Here is a 19,132-nt window from a genome sequence, read left to right on the forward strand (position 1 = left end):
ATCTATGATATAAAGAAACCTATGTAATGAGTGCTTGGTAACTGTCCAATCAATACAAAAAAAACTACCCTATTAGATTCTAAACGAATTTAGTACCTTTAGGAATGATATAATATTACACAATAATATTAAAACTAAATATTAACTCAATTTAAATTACACTTAAAACCAATGAAAACACACATCATGTTAATGCTGTTGGTATCTTGTACCATAAGCATTTCTCTTTCTGCGCAAAAAAGCCACAAAGAGCTCGCTAATGAATACCTAAACACAAAAGGTGAAGTCATTTTTGATTTTACCATTAAAAACAAATCAGAACTAAATACAATTACAAAAGAACTTGCGATTGTGCATTTTGATGAGAAGACCAATATTGTAAAGGTAATGGCCAATAAAAGTCAATTCTCTTCTTTCTTACAGAAAAAAATTGACTTTAGGGTTGCGTCTGAAGATAATATAGTAGGCTATAGAACCATGACGTCTGACCTGGCAGTCAAAGCAGCTACATTTCCGCTTACTGCATATCCGACATATGCAGACTATGTGACGATGATGAATGATTTTGCTGCCAATAATCCTTCTTTATGCAAAGTGGAAAATATTGGAGCTACCACAGAAGGAGATAAATCAATATTATTTGTAAAGTTATCGGATAATGTCACTCAAAATGAGCAAGAACCTAGGGTGATGTATACCTCTTCTATGCATGGAGATGAGATAGCAGGATATCCTATGATGCTCAATCTTATTGATTATTTACTTGGGGCATATAATGATACTAGTCATCCGAAGCATGCGGAGATTAAAAACTTATTAGATAATAATGAGGTATGGATTAATCCATTGGCAAACCCAGATGGTACTTATAGAAATAGCGCGAATAATACATCTGTTGCTAATGCTACACGTGGAAATGCCAATAATGTTGATTTAAACAGAAATTATCCTGATCCCGATGATGGACCGCACCCTGATGGTAATACGTACCAGACAGAGACAGTTGCATTTATGAATTTTGCAGATACAAAACATTTTGTACTATCAGCCAACTTTCATGGCGGAATAGAATTGATTAATTACCCTTGGGATACTTATGCAGGTGCACATCCGGATGAAGATTATTTTATACATGTGTCTAAGGAGTATAGAGATCATTGCCAGGCAAATAGTCCTGCAGGGTATTTTACTGCATTAAATAATGGAATTACCAATGGGTATGCCTGGTATGAAGTACAAGGAGGTAGACAAGATTACCAAATATATAGTCAAAAAGGAAGAGAAGTAACAGTAGAATTATCAAACAATAAAACACCTCCGGCTAATCAGTTAGTAAACTATTGGAATTATAACAGAGAAGCTCTTATTGCATTTTTGAAACAAGTAAATTATGGTGTACGAGGAGTTGTTACTGACGCAGTAACTAATTTACCTATACAAGCCAAAGTTACTGTAGTGGGACGAGAAAGTTACGAATCTTGGACTCCAACAGAATTGCCTGAAGGAGATTACTATCGACCTATAAAAGCCGGAACTTATAATATTTTGTATGAAGCAGAATGTTATGAACCAGTTACTTTAATAGGGGTGACTGTTGCAGATTACGCCGCTGTAATTAGAGATGTACAACTAACTCCTATTGCTGGCGTAGCACCAACAGGATTGACCGCATCAAATGTTCAAACCACTACAGCTACTTTAAGTTGGAATGCCAATTCTGTTGCTTCATATGATGTTCGATATCGGGAGACAGGAACTACAAACTGGACAACATTACCGTCGAGTACAAACACAATTAATATAACTGGATTAACAGCTATTACTCAATATGAAGCTCAAGTAAGAGGAAACTGCGCAGGAGGAACAAGTTCACCGTATAGTAATTCAATAAACTTTACTACAACGGATGTTCAGGCATGTACAGGAATTACTAGTTTTCCGTATGTAGAAAGTTTTGAAACTGGGATAGGACTATGGACTAATGCCACGGGTGATGATATTGATTGGACACGTGACTCTGGAGGAACACCCTCATCATCAACAGGACCATCATCGGCACAAAATGGATCTTATTATTTGTATACAGAGGCATCAACCAATGTAAATCCTCCCGGAAGTCCTAATAAAACAGCAATTCTTAATAGTTCTTGTATTAATTTGGCTTCGCTTTCTAATGTTTCTCTAGATTTTAGTTATCACATGTATGGTTCTAATATGGGGTCTATGGAAGTTTTGATTAGTACAAATAATGGTACTAATTATACCTCATTATGGACAAAGAGTGGAAATATTGGAAATACCTGGAATCAAGAATCAATCGACCTCACTTCATATGCGGGTTCTGTAATCAAACTACAGTTTAAAGGTGTTACCGGATCGAGTTTTAGAAGTGACATGGCTATAGACAATATTAGCATAAAATCTTCTACACCAGATACACAGGCTCCATCGACACCTGCGAATCTTTCGACTTCATCTGTGACTTCGACCAGTATAGGGCTTTCATGGAATGCCTCTACAGATAATGTTGGAGTGTCAGGATATGAAGTATATCAAGGAACTGCTTTATTGACTACCGTAACCAGTACAAGTTATAATGTTACAGGTCTAACGCCTAATACTACGTATTCATTTTCTGTAAAAGCCAAAGATGCTGCAGGTAATAGTTCCTCATCAAGTAATACGGCTAGTGCCACTACCTTAAATACATCGATCACCTATTGCACATCCAAAGGAAATAATGTAAACTATGAATACATAGATTACGTAGAGTTAGGTGGAATAGCTAATACTACAGCTGCTAATGGAGGCTATGGTGATTTTACTAATTTGGTTGGTGCTATAGGAGCAGGAGCTAACACTATTGTTGTTAGTGCTGGTTTTGCTAATACTGCATATAGAGAATATTGGAGTATTTGGATTGATTATAACCATAGTGGTACTTTTGAGAGTTCAGAACAAATCGTGTCAAACTTATCCAACAGTAGTGCAAATCTATCTTTTAATTTTAATGTTCCTTCAACGGCATTATCTGGTAATACCAGAATGAGAATATCTATGAAATATAGTACAGCTGCTGGTCCTTGTGATACATTCACATACGGAGAGGTAGAGGATTATACAGTCAATATTGGCGTAGCTTCTCGTTCTAAGGAGAATGGGACCTCTTTGATAAGTAATTCTGATGACATAATCTTATATCCTAATCCAATAAAAGATGGAATATTATTTATACAAGGGCTACATCAGGATAAAGTGTCTTTTAAAATCTTTAACTATGTTGGTCAAACAGTTATACAGGATCAATTATCTGATCAAAGCATTGATGTAGGGCATTTACCTTATGGCATGTATCTGTTAGAGATTTCTGTAGACCAGAATGTGATCACCAAAAGATTTGTGATCAGTAAGTAAAGCTCAGATTTTCAATCCACATTATAAGCTTCCGAAAAATTTGTCTTTCGGAAGCTTTTTTGGTATTACTTACATTTTTTTTAATTCGAGATTTCTAACAATATAACTCATAGTAAGCAATAGGGTTACGATAACTAAAATCCCCATAAGATAACTGTATTGATCATGTAATCCACCAAAGTAGTCAACTAATGGTATGGTATTAAGATTGGCATAGGTTATCAAAAAAAATAGGATTTCAAATAGTTTTTTTCCTTTGGTTAACATTCCTGTTAAAACAGCAAATGAAACAATAAAAACACCACCAAATATAATCGAGATCGCGGGTACAAAATCAAACTGTAAAATATATCTGAAGAGCAAAGGGATAGCAAGTAATATTGCTAGTAAAATTCCTGAAATTATTTGTGATAAAAGTAATCTTTGCAAAGGTTGATAAGAAGAAAATGTAAAAAAATGTGTGTTATATATTCTTTCTTTGGTTACCAATGATGACCATCTACTAACTTGCAGAAACCATAAGATTGGTAATACCATTTGATGAGCAATAGATATTGGAGTAAAGCATAAGGCTATCATGCCTCCAATATTTAGTATCCACAGCCATTTATGTCCATGTCTTATAAGCAATAAAAATTCGGTTTTGATCAGAGGTAGTATTTTAAAAGAAAGTGATGTTTTTGGAAGTGTAGAAATATCAATATTATTTGCAGTACTTGTTTTTAGTGTTATTTTTTTATGTTTCCTTACCTGAAAGCGTTCTTTTATCTTAAACCTATGAAAAAACAGAGATGCCACCCCTAATAAAAGTAAAGAAATAGCAATCCAGGATATGCGGCTTACTATAAATTGAGGGGGAAAATTTATTCCATTAAAAGTGAAGTGTTTTGTATTTGATATATTTCCTAAAACAAACCCTATTGTTAATCCACTCTTTTCTTCCTTACCCGTGATTTTTTTTACGGTTTTTTCCATCTTATGAGTAACTATCTTAGTTCCAAATACATCAAAATAAAAGTTCTCATCATTTGTAGGTTGATATACTGCTAATGCACCAAAAAGAAAGAAGAAAAGAATATTCTGAAGTATTGATTTTTGACCTAAAAACACTTCAAATAGTACTGCTAGGACAGAAATAAAGAATAAAGAAGAAATTACAATAATACTATATGGAGTTATAAATTGTAGTATTTCAAAAGAAAATCCATCATTATATAAAAAGAATAATAGGATACTCATTATAAATACTACAAATGCTATGGTGATCAGCACAAGGAAATTACTGATGGTTTTAGAAAATAGATATGCAAAATTTGAAATTTTTGTAGTTGCTATAATTTGACCGATTTTACTATCAATATCATTTTTGATTGAACCGTTAACGAGATAAAATCCAATTAAAGAAAGAAAAATACTTGTCATAAGGGCAGATACGTAACCAATCCATGATGAGTTATAAAAACCAAGATAGTCTCCAATTCTAATCGTTGAATAATTTGCATCTGGAGAAGGTATAAACGTATATGCTATTACCAAACTAATACATAAGGTGATCAAAAAAGCATAGCTTCGGGTACGTTGTAAATAATCAGAGGTTATAATAGTTATAAAATTTTTCATATATCACGTTATTTTTTGGTAGTATAGAGATATGCATCTTCTAGAGTTGCGGTACAAGGAGTATGTTGGCCATAACCTGTTTCAGAGATATGTCTAACAGTTATTTTATCCTTTTTTCTGATGGTATTAAGAACAATGTGATTATTTGCAAAGTTGTGAATATCTTCTTTGGCTATTATGGTTTCAAATACTTTTCCTTTTACAGTATCTACAATTGTTTTTTGGGTTCCTTGAGAAAGAAGTCGCCCTTCTTTCATTATAGCTACTTCATCCGCAATAGTATCGATGTCAGAGACGATATGAGAGGATAAAATAACAATACAATCATTAGCCAATTCAGAAATTAGATTCCTAAAACGTACACGTTCTTCTGGATCTAGCCCAACGGTAGGTTCATCAAATAATACTATTTTTGGGTTATTAAGTAGCGCCTGTGCTATGCCTATTCGTTGTTTCATTCCACCAGAGTAATTACCGATTGGTTTTTTGGCTACTTCGATTAAATTTAATCCTTCTAGAAGAAAATTTATTTTTTGATTTAACTGATTACCACCAATTCCTTTTAGGGCTGCCATGTAAGATAAAAATTCATAGGCATTAAGATTTGGGTAGACACCAAAATCTTGAGGTAGATACCCTAACTGTTTTCTCATATAATTGGGATCTTTTATTACATTATTTTTGTTTAGCAATATGATTCCTTCAGACGGTTTACTTATGGTAGCGATCATTTTTAGAAGAGTAGATTTGCCTGCTCCATTTGGTCCTAATAACCCCAAAATACCTTTTTCAATACTTAGTGAATATTCCTTTAAACCATATTTTTTATAATTATATCTTTTGGATACATTTTGTATATCTAGTCTCATTTGATTGTTGTTTTGAAAAGTTAATTTTTAGCGATATATGGTTTTATACACTTACTATGACCTTAAGAACACTTATACATAAGAATATTATATATAAACAAAGATTTAGAATTGATTTCATTGTAATAGTTTTTTAATTCGTTGCCTCAAAAGTGTTTATAAATTCAAGGATTAAAAATAAAAAGTGATATACTGCAGGTATTGAGTGATAAATGATAAAAGGAGATTTTTTTACCTTTATCATTTTATAAAGTATGTTTACACCAAAAAGAGATCCTTTTGTCATTATTATATGCATTATAGAGGCTTTTTCTAGTATTTTTGAGATTACTTAAAGTAAAAAGTATGTCTAAACTAGATCAATGGGTTGATAATCGTATTATACAGAATATAGCTGTATGGGTGTTTATCATACTAATTCTTACCATGACTATTCAATCAGAAAATAGACCTTTGACAGCGTTGTTGGCAGGGCTATTTTTGGTACTTCCGGTTTACATAAATAATCTAAAAATTTTACCCTTGTTTAATCGGAAAAATAAGCTTTTGGGATTAGCTTGTTTTTGTTTGAATGCCTTTATTTTCAGCAGCATTGCAGTGTTTTTTATTAGCAATCAATTAGAAGAATTTGAATGGGCAATGTTGTATAATCTTTTTGCTGTTATGATTTTGGCATTGTTATTTAGTTCGGCTATCAAAATTGCAAAAGATAGCTTTACACGTAGACAAGAGATAAAGGATGCAGAGTTAAAATTGCTAAAAGCACAGTTAAATCCTCATTTCTTATTTAATACTTTAAATAATTTATATGGGTTATCTGTTGTTAATTCTGATAAATTGCCCGGTTTAATGCTAAAACTTTCGGATTTACTAAGATATAGCTTGTATGATACCAAGGAGCAAAAGGTTCCTTTGAAAAAGGAAATTCAGTATATACAAAATTACGTGTCTTTAGAGAAAATACGTTTAGAGGATAAAACGGATATCAAGTTAGAAGTTTCAGGAGAATTTTCTAATTTATATATCGCTCCTATGTTGTTGATCGTATTTGTAGAAAATGCATTTAAACACTTGGGGGTAACTAAAGAAGAAAAAAGCAAAGTTGCCGTTAATATAGTGGCAGATACTAATGAGTTAAAGTTTAGCTGTATAAATACAGTTGACTGTAGTAGGGATAACTCAGCTGATTTAGAAAAAGGAAAAAGTGGTATTGGTTTGCAAAATGCAGAAAAAAGATTGGCTTTAATATACCCAGACAGGCATACTTTAACAATTAACACACAAGAAGAAGAGTACTTAGTTCAATTAACGCTAGACCTTTAAAATGGAAATTTTAAAATGTATTATTGCAGATGACGAGCCTATTGCTCGACAGATTTTAGAAAATTATATAAAACAAATACCGTATTTGAAGCTCGTAGCTTCTTGTAAAGATGCTTTTGAAGTAATGGATGAACTCCAAAAGCAAACAGTAGACATTCTTTTTTTAGACATAAATATGCCTAAATTATCAGGGTTAAGTTTGTTAAAAACAATGCAAAATAGACCTGATGTGATTATTACAACAGCATATTCTGAATATGCGATAGAAGGATTTGAGTTATCTGTTGCTGATTATTTGTTGAAACCTTTCTCCTTAGAACGTTTTATACAAGCGGTTATGAAAGTTCAAAAAAAGGAAAGCGCCAAAAAAGAAACTATTATTCCTCCAAAAGATGAAGAAATACCTACATCTATTTTTGTAAAAAGCGATAAAAAATTAATAAAAGTACCCTTTGATGATATTAGATATGTAGAGGCATATGGCAATTATATTAAGATATATACAGATATCATGATTTTGACGCCGAATACATTATCGGACTTCTTTGAAAAACTTCCAAACCAAGATTTTATTAGAATTCACAAGTCATTTATTATCAATTTTAATGAATTAAAGTTAATAGAAGGAAATCAATTAACATTAAATAGTTTGGAAACATTGCCTATAGGGAAATCATATCGTAAATTAATCTTGGATAGAATTGACGGAATGTAATCAAAAGGTTTTTATGTCTGAAAACCAAGTGATACTTAAGCAGCTTTATAATCTTATTACTATATTAGAGTAATTATTTGTAAAAAACTGATTTAGACGTCTTATCATGATATCATTAAAAACAAAAGAGTTTTTAGGAAAAACTACAGCGCAGTTTTCTTTTGGAGATTATGATATTTCTATGGTAAAATATAAAAAACCAGTTTCTGAGGATTGGCATTCTCATGAAAAATACCATCTTTCTTTGGTGTTACAAGGAGGAAACTTGGAATCACGAAAAAAAGAAGATATCCAAATACTGCCAGGTAGTATTATACTATATGATAAGTTGGAGGTGCATCGCAATAGGCATACTGCATTTCCTTCAGAAAACTTAAATATTGAGATTGATGATCATTTTTTTGTTAAAAATGATTTATCTACTTCTGATTTCAGGACTTCAATTCTTAAAAACACAGCAGTTCAATTTCAGTTATTAAAAATATACAGAGAACTACAGATAGATGATATATCTACTTCTGATTCTATTCACTCTTCATTACTCACATTGTTTTCTGGATATACAAAAATAACAACCAGCTCTAAACCTATATGGGTTGATACCATAAAGGAATTATTACATGACCGCAGGAATGAATTTATTACACTACAAGAGTTATCACAAGAACTTCAAATCCATCCCGTTACTATTTCAAAATATTTTTCAAAATATTTTAATTGTACTCTAGGAGAATATATGCGTAGGATTAAGATTGAAAAAGCAGTTTTGTTTCTTAAACACAGTGATAAATCAATGACAGAAATAGCTTTTCTCTGTGGTTTTTCTGATCAAAGTCATTTTACTAAAACATTCAAAATTAATACAGGATTCAGACCAAATGAATTTAGACGGGTCTAAAAATTAATCTGACGCTAATTTCATACTATTTTCAGTAAAACTTAATTCGTTATTTTACATTGTATAAATGCATATATTAGGTAATTTCTGTAATTGCCTACATCAATCGATAATTCAATTTTCATGAAACGAACAGTATTACAGAAAAGTATAATGCTCATCACATTACTTTTCACCGCATCTCTTCAGTATGCTCAATCAAATAATGATATTGTAAAACAAGTACAAAAGTTACTAGAAGAAAATTACATCTTTTTGGACAAAGCAAAAGAGACCAATACACATTTGGATGCGTTAATTAAAGAAGGAGTTTTTACTGATAAATCTCCCACCGATTTTGCTAAGTTATTAAACCAACAACTTAGCAAAATTACCAAAGATAAGCATCTCCGCTTTATGGCTCCTCGTCCTAAACAGCCGGCGGGTAATAAAAATGACCAATTTGTTCAACATTTAAGTAGATATAGATCTCCAATGCTAAGAGGATTTCAACTATGGGAATCTAATATTGGATATATAGACCTTGCTTTTTTTGGAGGTGCAGATTTTCATAGAGCAAAGATAGATGCTGTTATGAAAGAAATGCAGGTAGCAGATGCAATCATTATTGATATGAGAAGAAATGGAGGAGGAAGCCCTGAGACTGTAAACTACTTGAGTAGTTATTTCTTTAATGAAAAATTATTGCTAAACAGTATATATTCAAGAGCAAATGATCATACAGAAAAATTGTGGGTAGTGGATGTAAAAGGAATAAAAAGACCTAAAGTTCCGGTTTATATTCTAACAAGCGATTATACCTTTTCTGGAGCCGAAGACTTTTCATATACTATGCAAAGTAGAGGTAGAGCAACCATAATAGGAGAGGTTACCGGTGGAGGTGCACACCCAACAAGAGGTTTTTCTCTTGACAAAGGTTATAGAATCGGAATACCATATGCCAGAACTATAAATACTGTAACCAAAACCAATTGGGAAGGTGTAGGGGTGCAGCCAGATATCAAAATGGATGCAGATGAAGCTTTAGAGAAGGCAAAAGAACTAGCAAAAATAAAAGCAATAGCCTATAGAGATTCATTCTTTAAACCATTAGAGAAAGCTCTTAGTGACTTAGAAAATAAAAAAGGAAAAAATACGCAAGGTGCTGAAGTACACAATCAGTTAGAAAGATTAATTAAGGCAAATATGATAGATGAAGGGGAGATAAATAACTTAGGATATGTATATCTACAAAGAAAGAATATGCAAGTAGCTTTGGTAATTTTTAAAACTAATACTTCATTGTTTCCTCATTCTGCAAATACATGGGATAGCTTAGCCGAAGCCTATTTAGGAATGGAAAATAAGGATATGGCAATTAAATATTATAATAAAGTGATCAAAATGGATCCAGATGGTGTTGGACAAAATGCACAAGAAATGTTAAAAAGAATTAGCGCCCAATAAATAACATGTAGTATGCATCTATAAATAATATAGGAGTAAGGCTATATAATAGCAATTTTTTTAAAACAAAGACCAGATTAGTTTCGTTAGAGACGATCTGGTTTTTTTATTTGCTTACCTACCAAAAGGTTTATTTTTCTTTATAATCAATAATATCCTTTATTTCTACCCCCATGTAATCTGCAATTTTTTGTAGCCGTTCAAAGTCTTTTACCAGATCTTTTTTCTTTACAACATAATCTCCTGCCTGTGGACTAACCCCCAAAGCTTTTGAAATACCATACACTGTTTTAGCTCCTTTACTTCGTTTTAGGAGCTTTTTTAGTTTCCTGTTAATCATAAGAACAAATATACATATAACATTTGATTAATCAAATAAAATTTTATTAAAGAAATATTTGTATATTAAAAAAATGTTTGTATATTCGTAGCATACAAATCAAATCATCTAACTATGAAACTTTTATTAGCAATAGCAGTGTTTTGCGTATCTTTTGGTTATGCTTCGACACCTACTACTGAGCCTACCTCATTTGATAAAAAAGAAAAAACTGAGAAAGAAAAAACTGTAGAAGGTAATGCTTCACAGAAGAAGAATCTTCACTCAATTAAGAAATGGAAAATGACCATTGAGTACACTAATGGTAATTCAATTTCAAAAACTATTGTGGTTAGTAAGAATTCTAAATTAAGTGCATTAGAAACAGCTTTTGAAGAAGCAGAAAAGCATTTAAAAAATATAAAAAATGTAAAAGAATATAGTGTTTCTCCGATGACAGACTCTTATGTGTTGCTTGCGGGACATTAACATATAATCAATACCCTAAACTTACCTACATGAATAAAGAAAGACCGCTATATAGTGGTCTTTCTTTATGTATAGTAGAGCGGATTTCTATCAAGAATAATACTTAACTTTCAAAATTCTATTTTACTATATCATTATGAATAAAATATATGTTTTTATTTTTCTATTATGTAGTTGTACAATTTCTTTCTCTCAAGAAGTAAATGAAACTCAGCAATTTTGGAATTCTTTACAAGCCTTATGTGGGAAATCCTTTGAAGGAACGCTAGAATTACCAATTGAAGATGAAAAGTTTGGAGGAAAACGATTGCTTATGCATGTCCGCTATTGTAGTGATACTATTATAAAAATTCCCTTTTTTGTAGGAGAAGATAAGTCCAGAACTTGGATACTAACCTACAAGAGCGATCGTATAACATTAAAACATGATCATAGGCATAAAGATGGATCAGAGGATAAAATCACTCAATATGGAGGGACCACCACAAATGCGGGGCAGAAAAATATACAAATATTTCCTGCCGATGAAGAAACAAAAGTTATGATTCCCGCTGCCTCTACTAATGTTTGGTGGATTACTTTAGATGAAAATGAGTTTACCTATAATTTAAGACGTATTGGTACTTCTCGAGTATTTAGAGTAGTCATGGATATAACAAAACCAGTAAACACTCCTGAAGCTCCATGGGGGTGGAAAGAATAATGAAATGATACCGAACTGTACAGAGAAATTATAGAATAAATTTAAGCCATTTCTCCTTCTCCAACTGGTTCATTACCAGTAGAAATCCTTGAATTATTAAAATTATTATCATTATTGAAGTAAACATAAATTGGGTTCTCGTTTCTAAGCATGTCTATTAGATGCTGTAGCTGATCATGGTGATAATAAAAACTATAGTATGATCCTGTGTTGGTAGCAGCAGGTAGTACTGCATTAGGACCCTCTTTAAACCAGACTGAACAAACTTGCCCTGTAGCTCCTTTTAAAATTAGATTGGATTTTCCGTTATTTCTTGATGACCAATTATAGTATGAATACGATTCTACTTGAAAAGATGATTTTGCCATGATTTGTAATGTATTTGTTTGGTCAAATATATAATCTATAATTGCAGAGGGAAAGGGTTGAAAGACTGATTTTTATAAGTTAAAACACTTGTTTTTAGATTGATACGCATAATGGGGTTTAGCTGATGTATTGTTCTGTAAAGCTATTATTTATTATTACCGTTGTCATTTGACGAGTATCTATTTCTCATATAAATTAAATATACTGATGGTTTTGTAGTATTTTGTTGCAATGATGATATACAAGTCTTTTTATAATGTTTATCGAATGGAAGCAATCCAAGAATTAAAAAATAATCTAGAAGAAAAAGGAATTCTTACCAAAACTAAGATTTTAGAAAGGGATGAATATTTGAATAGCTCTGGTAAGAACAATACAAATTTATATTTTGTTGTAAAAGGAAGCTTGAGGGTCTTTTTTGTTAATGATTTTGAGGAGTATATTTTGTATTTTGGTTATAAACGATCTCTAATAACTACATTAGATTCTTTTTTTTCTGAGCAAGCATCCCAATTAAAAATTCAGGCACTAAAGAAAACTACTGTACATTATATCTCAAAAAGAGAGTTTATGGAGTTTATAACTGATAATCCAGAAAATTTGCATTTATGGCATAAAATACTTCAAGAACTTATTCTTTTGCAAACAGAAAGAGAGATAGATCTTTTGATTTCATCACCAATTAAGCGTTATAAGAGAGTATTAAAACGGAGACCACAATTATTTCAAGAAATTCCGCATAAATACATAGCATCTTATTTACGCATGGCTCCTGAAACATTATCAAGAGTAAAAAAATATTGATTTCAATCAAGTATTGTCTTTTTTTTAAATGGTTATTTTGTAAAAATGCTATAACATATTTGATACATGAAAAATTACCTGGTTGAATTATTGGATGTAAAAAGGAGTGAAGCTTTTTTTCAATTAATCGATAGAAATCGAAATCGATTAGAGGATTTTTTTGCAGGAACTGTTTGTTATACCAAAACATTGGAGGATACTATAAGCTATTGCCTAGAAGTGGATAAGAAAATTAAAAATAAATCTTATTTTCCATATGTTATTATAGAGAAGGATACTCAAAAATTTGTAGGTTTTATAGATGTTAAAAACATAGATTGGAGCATACCAAAAGCAGAACTAGGAGCTTTTATTGATTCACAATATGAAGGACAAGGGATTATAACAAATACAATATCTCAACTTATTGATGATATTGTAAATGAGCATGAATTTAAAAAACTACTTTGTCGGATTTCTAGTAGAAATAAGAGAAGTATTAATGTAGCATTAAATAGTGGCTTCAAATTGGAAGGAACTATTCGATGCGATTATAAGACAACAAGAGGTGAAATCGTTGATCTAAACTACTATGGCAAAGTGTTTTGAAGCCGCTATTTTTTATGATCTTAAATAAAATTGAGGATTAAATTTCTGTTAAACAAAATTCTTTAGATCAATTTTTTGTAAATTTGTTTTGTAAAATGAAAAAGGGTATCCACAAAATATGCGCAATTCTAATGACACTAGTAGTGATGTTCTCTACTATGTCATTTACTTTGGATCTACATTATTGTGGTAGAACTTTGGTAGATGTTGCTTTATTCAAAGAAGCAAAAACCTGTGGTATGGAACTTCAAGCTACGGATTCTACATTCTGTCCTATAACAAAAAAAGGTTGTTGCACAGATAAGCAATTCGCTTTTGAAGGGCAAGATGAGCTTCAGCATACCTTATTTGATAAGATTACCTTTGAGCAACAGGTTTTTGTTGCATCTTTTTACTATTCATATATTGACCTCTTTACTAATGTCGATAATAGCGTAATTTCTTTTAAGGAGTATCCACCTCCTTTGCTAATTAAAGATATATACGTTCTTTATGAGACTTTCCTAATTTGATTTATTGGATGATTAAGTTATACCCAGTGTAGATTCATTTGGGCTAAGTTGTTGTTTGTCATTTATAAACAGCAGTTTTACTAATTATTTAATAATCAAAATATGCTAAACAAAAGCATTAAATTTCTTATCGAAAATAAACTGGTTGCAGTTCTATTATTAGCTCTTTTTGTAGGGTGGGGCGTTGTCAATGCTCCTTTTGGATGGGAGACGGGTATTTTGCCAAGTGATCCCGTAGCAGTAGACGCTATTCCTGATATTGGCGAAAATCAGCAAATTGTTTTTACAAAATGGCAAGGAAGATCTCCGCAGGATATAGAAGATCAAATAACATATCCATTAACCTCTTCTCTTTTGGGAGTACCTGGTGTAAAAACTGTGCGTAGTTCCTCGATGTTTGGCTTTTCTAGTATTTATATAATTTTTGAAGAGGACATAGAATTCTATTGGAGTCGTAGCCGTATTCTCGAAAAGCTTAATTCACTACCTGGTGGTTTACTCCCAGATGGAGTAAACCCTACCTTAGGACCAGATGCAACAGGATTAGGTCAGATATTTTGGTATACCTTAGAAGGGCGAGACGAAAATGGAAATGTAACCGGCGGCTGGGATTTGCATGAACTTAGAAGTGTTCAGGATTATTATGTTAAATATGCTTTATCATCTGCCAGCGGGGTGTCTGAAGTAGCATCTATAGGGGGGTATGTGCAAGAATATCAAGTAGATGTTAATCCAGAACTAATGAAACAATATAATATTGGTTTAAATGATATTGTTAAAGCAGTCAAGCAGTCAAACCGTGATATAGGAGCCCAAACTTTAGAAATTAATCAGGCAGAATATCTTGTTCGTGGATTGGGGTATATTAAATCTATTGCAGATATTCAAAACGCTGTAATATCCTCAGAAGAATTTACATCTATACGTATTAAAGACGTTGCCAAAGTCAATTTGGGTCCTGCAACCAGAAGAGGGATACTTGATAAAGAAGGGGCCGAAGTAGTTGGGGGAGTAGTGATAGCTAGATATGGGGCAAATCCAATGGAGGTGATTAATAATGTAAAAGACAAAATTGCTGAGCTTAGTGCAGGACTACCATCAAAACAATTAAAAGATGGACGTACATCACAATTAACCATTGTTCCTTTTTATGATCGAACAGAGCTTATTCAAGAAACATTAGGTACACTTAATGAAGCATTGACATTAGAAATTCTCATAACTTTTCTGGTTATAATTATAATGGTGTTTAATTTAAGAGCATCAATTCTTATTTCGGGACTTTTGCCAGTTGCGGTATTAATGGTGTTTATAGCAATGAAATTCTTTGATGTAGATGCTAATATTGTAGCATTATCAGGTATTGCAATTGCAATTGGTACAATGGTAGATGTTGGAGTAATATTGTCTGAAAATATGATTAGACACCTTGATGATAATAAAAATAGTCTTCCAATTAATACCGTTATTTATAATGCTACATCCGAGGTTTCTGGAGCAATACTTACCGCAGTACTAACTACAATTATTAGCTTTATACCAGTGTTTACAATGATTGGCGCAGAAGGAAAACTGTTTAGACCTTTAGCTTTTACCAAAACAATGGCGTTAACAGCATCTATTATAGTAGCACTATTTATGATCCCTCCGTTTGCAGCTTTTTTATTCAAAAAGAAAAATATAAAAACATCAATAAGTTATAGTATTAATGGTATTATAGTTTTATTGGGTAGTGTAGCAATTTTCTATGGGTCGTGGCTGGGAGTGATTCTAATAGTGTTTGGAGGAACGGCTATTCTTGGTTTAAAAAATGTGCTTTCGCAAAAACAAAGGAATTTAATAAATATTGTAATTTCTGCAACTACAATACTGTTTTTATTAGCAGAATACTGGCGACCTCTAGGAGTGGATAAAAATATTTTCTGGAACCTTGTTTTTGTAGGAATAATATGTTTCGGGTTATTAGGAACTTTCACATTATTTCGAAAATATTATACCAAAATACTACAATGGGCATTAAAAAATAAAATAATGTTTTTGTCATTGCCTACGCTTATTGTGATCTTTGGCTTTTTAATAATGAATACTACAGGAAAAGAATTTATGCCTTCGCTCAATGAGGGATCATTTCTTTTAATGCCAACCACTTTACCCCATGCAGGTATAGATGAGAGTAAACGTATCTTAAAACAATTAGATATGGCGGTAGCAAATATTCCTGAAGTCAATACTGTAGTGGGGAAAGCAGGTAGAATAGAATCAGCCCTTGATCCGGCTCCCTTATCGATGTATGAAAATATCATTTTATACAAACCAGAGTACATGCTTAATGAAAAAGGAGAAAGACAGCGATATAAAGTTGATGATGATGGTTTTTTTGTGGGAAAAGATGGAAGTTTAATTTATAACCAGAATTATGATATCGATTCAAACGTTCTAAAAAAAGCTTCAAAAACAAAGTACTTTGCTATTAATAAAGAAAATCTTATTACTGATCATAATGGTGAGTTTTATCGTAATTGGAGACCAGAGATACGATCTGCAGATGATATTTGGAATCAAATAGTAAAAGTTACCAAGCTCCCCGGGGTAACCTCTGCGCCCAAATTACAACCCATAGAGACACGGTTAATTATGTTACAAACGGGTATGAGAGCACCAATGGGAATAAAGGTAAAAGGACAAGATTTAAAACAAATTGAAGCTTTTGGAATCCAATTAGAAACCATTTTAAAAGAAGTCGAGGGAGTAAAAAATGAAGCCGTTTTTGCAGATCGTATTGTTGGAAAACCATATTTGCTAATTGATATTGATAGAGAACAGCTGGTGCGTTATGGAGTATCAATCGAACAGGTACAACAAGTACTCGAAGTAGCAGTAGGAGGGATGCCACTTACTCAAACTGTTGAAGGAAGAGAACGCTATGAAGTGCGTGTACGTTACCCTAGAGAACTTAGATCTAATCCATCTGATCTCGAAACTATTTATGTACCGGTCGAAAAAGGAAATCCAATACCACTAAGTGAGCTAGTTACTATTAGATATCAAAAAGGACCGCAGGTCATTAAAAGTGAAGATACCTTCCTTGTTGGATATGTATTATTTGATAAATTGGATGGTTTTGCAGAAGTTAATGTGGTTCAAAATGCCCAAAAACTAATAAAAGATAAGATTGAAAAAGGAGAACTTATAATACCAAAAGGAATAAATTATCAATTTACAGGTACTTATGAAAATCAATTAAGAGCAGAAAAAACAATATCAATTGTAGTACCATTGGCGTTGGCTATAATCTTTTTGATTCTTTACTTCCAGTTTCGTTCAGTAAGTACTTCTTTAATGGTATTTACAGGTATTGCTGTGGCTTTTGCAGGTGGTTTTATTATGATTTGGTTATATGGTCAGAGTTGGTTTTTAAATATTGATTTCTTCGGAGAAAATATTAGAGATTTGTTCCAGATGCATACTATAAACCTAAGTGTTGCTGTATGGGTAGGTTTTATTGCCCTTTTTGGTATTGCTACAGATGATGGTGTGGTAATGGCTACATATCTTACTCAAACTTTTGATAGGAATAAGCCAAAATCTCTGGAAGAAATTAAAGCGTCAGTAATTGAAGCGGGTGAAAAAAGAATCCGACCTTGTTTGATGACGACAGCAACAACAATTTTGGCATTATTACCAATATTAACATCAACAGGTAGAGGAAGTGATATCATGATACCAATGGCAATCCCTTCTTTTGGGGGTATGGGGATAGCGCTAATAACCTTATTTGTTGTTCCTGTATTATTTGGATGGAAAAAAGAAATTGAATTTAAACGATTACATAAATGAAACACCTAATTGTTATTATTTGCCTTGTTTTTGTTTCAACTGTTGTTAAGGCGCAGCAACTTGAATCCTATATTCAGGAAGCAGAGCTTAATAATCTAGAAATTCAATCGTTTATACTTCGGCATAGTATTTCGAAAGAAAAAATTGAAGAAGGTAATGCCATCCCAAATACTCAAATAAGTGCAGGTTATTTTGTAAGTGAACCCGAAACTAGAACGGGGGCTCAACGTGCCAGATTTTCTATCAAACAAATGTTACCATGGTTTGGAACTATCACAGCAAGAGAAAATTATTCTTCGGCAATTGCCGAAGCAGAATATACTGATATTGTTATTGTAAAAAGAAAGTTAGCACTTGCAATTTCTCAATCGTATTATGAGCTATCCGCTATTCATTCAAAACATAGAATACTTAATGAGAATATTTTACTTTTACAGACTTATGAGAAGTTGGCATTAACATCTGTAGAAGTTGGCAAAGCCTCTGCAGTAGACGTTTTAAGATTACAAATTAAATTGAATGAATTAGAACAACATAAAAAAGTACATGCACAAGGTATTGATGCAGAGCAAACGACTTTCAATAGCCTTCTAAACAGGAAGTATGATATAGATATAGGGGTGCCCTTACTAAAGGAAATTCCATCAGAAGATCCTATTATTAATGAAGATGGATTGAAACTTAATCCAGAATTGCTCAAATATGATAAGCTATATGAAAGTGTACATCAGTCAGAATTACTTAATCAAAAAGAGAGTGCTCCTCAAATAGGATTTGGACTAGACTATATACCTGTATCCGAAAGAAGAGATATTAGTCTTAGCGATAATGGTAAAGATATTATAATGCCGCAGATATCTCTTTCGATTCCAATATTCAATAAAAAATATAAATCCAAAAGTTTACAGAATGAATTAAGACAAAAAGAAATTAAAGCACAAAAGGATGAACGTTTTCATCGACTAGCATCACTTCTGGCAAAGGCAGTGTCAGAAAGAAATACTGCAAGAATCAAAAATGAAACTCAAATCGAAAATTTAAAACGAGCAAAAAATGCAGAAGAAATTCTTATAAAGAGTTATGAAACTGGAACGGTTAATTTTAATGATATCTTGGATATCCTAGAGTTACAGCTTAAGTTTCAACTCAATCAAATAGAAAATATAAAACAATACTATATACAAACGGCAATCATAAATTATTTAACAAATTAAAATTAAAGACAA

The 19,132-nt window shown here is 32.2% G+C and carries 16 protein-coding genes; 12 read left to right on the plus strand and 4 right to left on the minus strand.

Going from position 1 to position 19,132, the window contains the following annotated elements; translation table 11 throughout:
* Nucleotides 1-171: 171 nt before the first annotated feature.
* Nucleotides 172-3,414: a M14 family zinc carboxypeptidase gene (locus C1X07_RS01330; protein WP_103068178.1), complete on the plus strand. Its 3,243-nt coding sequence runs from the start codon at nt 172-174 to the stop codon at nt 3,412-3,414.
* Nucleotides 3,415-3,483: 69 nt separating this feature from the next.
* Here C1X07_RS01330 and C1X07_RS01335 read toward each other — a convergent pair whose 3' ends face one another.
* Complete coding sequence (locus C1X07_RS01335; RefSeq protein WP_103068179.1) at nt 3,484-5,034, minus strand: hypothetical protein; 1,551 nt, start codon at nt 5,032-5,034, stop codon at nt 3,484-3,486.
* An 8-nt stretch (nt 5,035-5,042) separates the two neighbouring features.
* Nucleotides 5,043-5,903 (minus strand): ABC transporter ATP-binding protein, encoded by an 861-nt coding sequence (locus C1X07_RS01340; RefSeq protein ID WP_103068180.1) that lies wholly within the window; start codon nt 5,901-5,903, stop codon nt 5,043-5,045.
* A gap of 345 nt (nt 5,904-6,248) precedes the next feature.
* Between C1X07_RS01340 and C1X07_RS01345 the strand changes: the two genes are divergently transcribed.
* From C1X07_RS01345 to C1X07_RS01360, 4 genes are all read left to right on the plus strand, one after another.
* Nucleotides 6,249-7,226, plus strand: coding sequence for a sensor histidine kinase (locus C1X07_RS01345; RefSeq protein ID WP_103068181.1), 978 nt, complete (start codon nt 6,249-6,251; stop codon nt 7,224-7,226).
* Between the two features lies 1 nt (nt 7,227).
* Nucleotides 7,228-7,941: a LytR/AlgR family response regulator transcription factor gene (locus C1X07_RS01350; protein WP_103068182.1), complete on the plus strand. Its 714-nt coding sequence runs from the start codon at nt 7,228-7,230 to the stop codon at nt 7,939-7,941.
* A gap of 106 nt (nt 7,942-8,047) precedes the next feature.
* The gene (locus C1X07_RS01355; protein ID WP_103068183.1) at nt 8,048-8,839 is read left to right on the plus strand and encodes a helix-turn-helix domain-containing protein; all 792 of its coding nucleotides are present in this window, start codon (nt 8,048-8,050) and stop codon (nt 8,837-8,839) included.
* 123 nt (nt 8,840-8,962) lie between these two features.
* Nucleotides 8,963-10,285 (plus strand): S41 family peptidase, encoded by a 1,323-nt coding sequence (locus tag C1X07_RS01360; RefSeq protein WP_103068184.1) that lies wholly within the window; start codon nt 8,963-8,965, stop codon nt 10,283-10,285.
* Nucleotides 10,286-10,415: 130 nt separating this feature from the next.
* Here C1X07_RS01360 and C1X07_RS01365 read toward each other — a convergent pair whose 3' ends face one another.
* Nucleotides 10,416-10,625, minus strand: coding sequence for a hypothetical protein (locus tag C1X07_RS01365; RefSeq protein WP_103068185.1), 210 nt, complete (start codon nt 10,623-10,625; stop codon nt 10,416-10,418).
* A gap of 114 nt (nt 10,626-10,739) precedes the next feature.
* Here C1X07_RS01365 and C1X07_RS01370 point away from each other — a divergent pair, with 114 nt between their 5' ends.
* Nucleotides 10,740-11,093: a hypothetical protein gene (locus C1X07_RS01370; RefSeq protein ID WP_103068186.1), complete on the plus strand. Its 354-nt coding sequence runs from the start codon at nt 10,740-10,742 to the stop codon at nt 11,091-11,093.
* A 136-nt stretch (nt 11,094-11,229) separates the two neighbouring features.
* The gene (locus C1X07_RS01375) at nt 11,230-11,796 is read left to right on the plus strand and encodes a hypothetical protein (RefSeq protein WP_103068187.1); all 567 of its coding nucleotides are present in this window, start codon (nt 11,230-11,232) and stop codon (nt 11,794-11,796) included.
* Between the two features lie 41 nt (nt 11,797-11,837).
* Here the strand turns inward: C1X07_RS01375 and C1X07_RS01380 are convergent, their stop codons facing one another.
* A complete protein-coding gene (locus C1X07_RS01380; protein WP_103068188.1) occupies nt 11,838-12,164 on the minus strand; it encodes a hypothetical protein in 327 nt (108 codons plus the stop codon).
* 268 nt (nt 12,165-12,432) lie between these two features.
* Here C1X07_RS01380 and C1X07_RS01385 point away from each other — a divergent pair, with 268 nt between their 5' ends.
* The 5 genes from C1X07_RS01385 to C1X07_RS01405 all read left to right on the plus strand — a co-directional run bounded on the left by C1X07_RS01385 (nt 12,433) and on the right by C1X07_RS01405 (nt 19,120).
* Nucleotides 12,433-12,969, plus strand: coding sequence for a Crp/Fnr family transcriptional regulator (locus tag C1X07_RS01385; RefSeq protein WP_103068763.1), 537 nt, complete (start codon nt 12,433-12,435; stop codon nt 12,967-12,969).
* Between the two features lie 66 nt (nt 12,970-13,035).
* Nucleotides 13,036-13,557 carry a GNAT family N-acetyltransferase gene (locus tag C1X07_RS01390; RefSeq protein WP_103068189.1) on the plus strand — a complete coding sequence of 174 codons (522 nt, stop codon included), beginning with the start codon at nt 13,036-13,038 and terminating at the stop codon, nt 13,555-13,557.
* Between the two features lie 95 nt (nt 13,558-13,652).
* Complete coding sequence (locus C1X07_RS01395) at nt 13,653-14,069, plus strand: HYC_CC_PP family protein (RefSeq protein ID WP_241507168.1); 417 nt, start codon at nt 13,653-13,655, stop codon at nt 14,067-14,069.
* Between the two features lie 102 nt (nt 14,070-14,171).
* A complete protein-coding gene (locus tag C1X07_RS01400) occupies nt 14,172-17,906 on the plus strand; it encodes an efflux RND transporter permease subunit (protein ID WP_103068190.1) in 3,735 nt (1,244 codons plus the stop codon).
* On the plus strand, nt 17,903-19,120 hold the full coding sequence (locus C1X07_RS01405; RefSeq protein WP_103068191.1) for a TolC family protein: 1,218 nt from the start codon (nt 17,903-17,905) through the stop codon (nt 19,118-19,120). The genes C1X07_RS01400 and C1X07_RS01405 overlap by 4 nt, the downstream gene beginning before the upstream one ends.
* Nucleotides 19,121-19,132 lie beyond the last annotated feature (12 nt).

Source organism: Aquimarina sediminis (assembly GCF_002895435.1).
GTDB classification, from domain to species: Bacteria; Bacteroidota; Bacteroidia; order Flavobacteriales; family Flavobacteriaceae; genus Aquimarina; species Aquimarina sediminis.

What these genes read in the sequence shown, in the direction of transcription:
- C1X07_RS01330 (WP_103068178.1), top strand. Translation starts at nt 172, where the DNA reads ATGAAAACACACATCATGTTAATGCTGTTGGTATCTTGTACCATAAGC.
- C1X07_RS01335 (WP_103068179.1), bottom strand. Translation starts at nt 5,034, where the DNA reads ATGAAAAATTTTATAACTATTATAACCTCTGATTATTTACAACGTACC.
- C1X07_RS01340 (WP_103068180.1), bottom strand. Translation starts at nt 5,903, where the DNA reads ATGAGACTAGATATACAAAATGTATCCAAAAGATATAATTATAAAAAA.
- C1X07_RS01345 (WP_103068181.1), top strand. Translation starts at nt 6,249, where the DNA reads ATGTCTAAACTAGATCAATGGGTTGATAATCGTATTATACAGAATATA.
- C1X07_RS01350 (WP_103068182.1), top strand. Translation starts at nt 7,228, where the DNA reads ATGGAAATTTTAAAATGTATTATTGCAGATGACGAGCCTATTGCTCGA.
- C1X07_RS01355 (WP_103068183.1), top strand. Translation starts at nt 8,048, where the DNA reads ATGATATCATTAAAAACAAAAGAGTTTTTAGGAAAAACTACAGCGCAG.
- C1X07_RS01360 (WP_103068184.1), top strand. Translation starts at nt 8,963, where the DNA reads ATGAAACGAACAGTATTACAGAAAAGTATAATGCTCATCACATTACTT.
- C1X07_RS01365 (WP_103068185.1), bottom strand. Translation starts at nt 10,625, where the DNA reads ATGATTAACAGGAAACTAAAAAAGCTCCTAAAACGAAGTAAAGGAGCT.
- C1X07_RS01370 (WP_103068186.1), top strand. Translation starts at nt 10,740, where the DNA reads ATGAAACTTTTATTAGCAATAGCAGTGTTTTGCGTATCTTTTGGTTAT.
- C1X07_RS01375 (WP_103068187.1), top strand. Translation starts at nt 11,230, where the DNA reads ATGAATAAAATATATGTTTTTATTTTTCTATTATGTAGTTGTACAATT.
- C1X07_RS01380 (WP_103068188.1), bottom strand. Translation starts at nt 12,164, where the DNA reads ATGGCAAAATCATCTTTTCAAGTAGAATCGTATTCATACTATAATTGG.
- C1X07_RS01385 (WP_103068763.1), top strand. Translation starts at nt 12,433, where the DNA reads ATGGAAGCAATCCAAGAATTAAAAAATAATCTAGAAGAAAAAGGAATT.
- C1X07_RS01390 (WP_103068189.1), top strand. Translation starts at nt 13,036, where the DNA reads ATGAAAAATTACCTGGTTGAATTATTGGATGTAAAAAGGAGTGAAGCT.
- C1X07_RS01395 (WP_241507168.1), top strand. Translation starts at nt 13,653, where the DNA reads ATGAAAAAGGGTATCCACAAAATATGCGCAATTCTAATGACACTAGTA.
- C1X07_RS01400 (WP_103068190.1), top strand. Translation starts at nt 14,172, where the DNA reads ATGCTAAACAAAAGCATTAAATTTCTTATCGAAAATAAACTGGTTGCA.
- C1X07_RS01405 (WP_103068191.1), top strand. Translation starts at nt 17,903, where the DNA reads ATGAAACACCTAATTGTTATTATTTGCCTTGTTTTTGTTTCAACTGTT.